The following is a 2,617-nucleotide window of genomic DNA, read 5'->3' as shown; positions in this document are numbered from 1 at the left end:
TGTTGTAGTAGGAGTTGGAGTAGGGCTGGGAGTAGGGCTGGGAGTAGGGCTGGGAGTAGGAGTTGGAGTAGGGTTGGGAGTAGGGCTCGGGGAAATACTAGGAGTAGGACTCTCAGACACAGTAGGAGTAGGACTCTCAGGGGTATTTTTCCCAATCCAATTAGAAGGGCTAACGCAGTTACAGAGAACTATAGTTAGGACAAAAGCCACAAGCAACAGTATGGGTCGCCATCGCCTCATTGATAAAACTCCTTTATATTGCGGCTGTTGCCAGGAATCGGTAACTAATAGTAGTCATTTGTGATTAGTTTTTATTGACAGGACTTACCCTTGCTTGTGTTCCTCAACGCTAATTGTAGGGGCGCAGTGGTTGCATCATTACTATATGTAGCGCAAATGCTGAACTCCTAATTGATTTATGTTGATTTGGATACATGCTCCATTATAAAAATAATTCCCGCCATTTTAGGGATTAATTGTGTTATTTAAGTTTTTTGTGTTATCAAAAAAGTGGTCAAACCCAAATTAACCAAAAAGTTGGAAGCCAGAACTTTGGCCAGGCGCACGCTAGTTTCCCGCTCCCGATCACTTGCTCCCTATCACTAAAGACACAATAATTATGGTAAAACCGATACTTTTTAGCTACCATAATCTCCCAGAAAGTCAATTTTGGCTCGCCAATGCAAGCTGATTACGAGGGCCAGGGTGTATCTACCAAAGCTCTCAGGAATATCCCACGAGCGCCATTAATGTCACGTTCGCACCTCAAGCAGCGTCGGCTTTGCCGAAAGCGTGACCAAAGGTCAATCCATAGATCGCCCATCGATTTTTGATTTAATTTTATTACTGCCACCAATATTGATCAATTCACCTGTCCAGCTAACAGTTTTGCTAGTATAGGCTTCACAGACGTCTACCATTGTTTTTCCTGTTTCTAAGGCTTTGTGCTTGAGAAACTCTTTGAAGCGATAATGAGCAAAAGAAAGCAAATTACGAACAGTTTTAGACCTGATCTTCCTGCTTCCCTTCTTGGCCATTTCAGATGTTTCAAAAGTGGGCAGTAGTATGACGTCGAAGTTGTTAACTAAGAAGCGGGCAGCTTTGTGATGTAATTCGTTAATCAGATTCTGAATTCTGATAATTATTCGTCTGGCAGCTTTTCTCATTCGGCGTTTTTGCTTTCTTTTTGCCTTACTTATTTTTGATAAAAGGCTATCAAGGTGAGAGCAAAGTCGTTGAATCCGATAAAAATCCCCACAACCAATTTTCCCAATAGAATTTTCGCCCTTAGAACGTCAAGAACGTTCTAACACCAGGGTCTAAGGCTACTACTATACCTTGGTTCTCGGTTTTTACTTGAGTAGTCTTGTGGGGGACTGTCAGATATAGCAGAAGTCAGAAGTCAGAAGTCAGAAGTCAGAAGTCAAACTCTTGCGCTTACAAAGGGTGTGAGACTTTTGTCATGTCCTAACTGCCCTGGCGACTGCTATAATAGTCCCCATTAGTGCTAGTTAATCGACAATCTCCGATATCGCCTGGAAGTGTCTCAGCGAAGGTCAATTCACCCAGTTTTGTATGGTAAATCCCTTTGCTAGAGACAGCAGACTTGGGTATGTAGCAAGACTGAACAGGATTTTTACGAGATCTAAATCTTACCCGATTTATCTGTCCAGTCTTTTTGTATTTTTTCTTTGCCTCCCTGACAGCAGTGCAAGCATCCTTAATCGCTATAGATTTAATCTGATAAGGTACTGTCTTACACCACTCGGGTAGGTCATTTAATATTCCAGTCTTAATGGCTTTCCAGTTAGCTTTAACTTCGCCATATGTTCGCGTAGCGGCTCCTACGGAGCAAAGTATTTTGACAGTTTTATTAAAAACATAACGGGACACTCCAAACCACTGGCGAACTATTGTTCGCGTAGCGTGGCCTACGGCCAATCGTTGCTCAGGGTTTAGGAAGACTCGCATCTTCTTTGATTTTTTTGCCGTATTTTCGGAGTCCGTGGACGCGGCAAGAGAAGACGTGAATGATGGATAGAAGATCTGCGGTAAGTTCCGATTCTGGACAACTTTCATGGTTGTCGAGAACCAAGATTTTTCCACCGTTGATACTGACCAAGTACTCAAAGAGTTCAAACCCGAACCTGGTAAGTCTGCAAGGGCAGGCAACAATAATTGTGAGCTGATCTCCTTGCATAAGCCGTTCCAATATGATTCTAAGACCTTTTCTTTTGTAGTTAAGTCCTGAACCGATGTCCTTGACGATTTCCGCTTCCGGGAAGAGCGAATGCATGTAGGCGATTTGTCTGGCGAGGTCGTCTTTTTGTTTGTTACTACTGACTCGGCAGTAACAGATCGTAGCTTCTCTGTTTCCTTTACTTTTTCCAAGGCTGAGTAAACTAGTTGTGTCAAAGAGACGGTACCCGCTTGGGGTTCGTTCACATTTGATGATGCCATTATCTGCGTACTTCCGCAAAGTGTTCCTGGAGAGTCCCGTAAGTTCGACCGCCTTACGGATTGGTATTAATGCCATGAATATAGTCTAACAACTAATTTAATACTTTGATAGACTATGTGATACTTTTCAATACTGTCTACTAACCCCCGATTACAC

General features: G+C 42.8%; 1 protein-coding gene and 3 pseudogenes. All 4 read right to left on the bottom strand.

What is annotated here, in order from left to right; translation table 11 throughout:
- Positions 1-240: pseudogene (locus F6K20_RS33400) on the bottom strand (hypothetical protein); the annotation flags it as partial.
- Positions 241-663: 423 nt separating this feature from the next.
- Positions 664-1,386, bottom strand: a pseudogene (locus F6K20_RS40985) (zinc ribbon domain-containing protein); the annotation flags it as partial.
- Positions 1,387-1,491: 105 nt separating this feature from the next.
- Positions 1,492-1,971: pseudogene (locus F6K20_RS33390) on the bottom strand (nuclease/transposase family protein); the annotation flags it as partial.
- On the bottom strand, positions 1,949-2,536 hold the full coding sequence (locus tag F6K20_RS33385; RefSeq protein WP_009148864.1) for an IS607 family transposase: 588 nt from the start codon (positions 2,534-2,536) through the stop codon (positions 1,949-1,951). The pseudogene F6K20_RS33390 and the gene F6K20_RS33385, both read right to left, overlap by 23 nt.
- Between the last annotated feature and the right edge of the window lie 81 nt (positions 2,537-2,617).

This window comes from Moorena sp. SIO2C4 (assembly GCF_010672485.1).
GTDB classification, from domain to species: Bacteria; Cyanobacteriota; Cyanobacteriia; order Cyanobacteriales; family Coleofasciculaceae; genus Moorena; species Moorena producens.
This window is presented reverse-complemented; position numbering and strand designations above follow the sequence as displayed.

Coding starts and splice junctions, on each gene's coding strand:
- F6K20_RS33385 (WP_009148864.1), bottom strand. CDS start 2,536: ATGGCATTAATACCAATCCGTAAGGCGGTCGAACTTACGGGACTCTCC.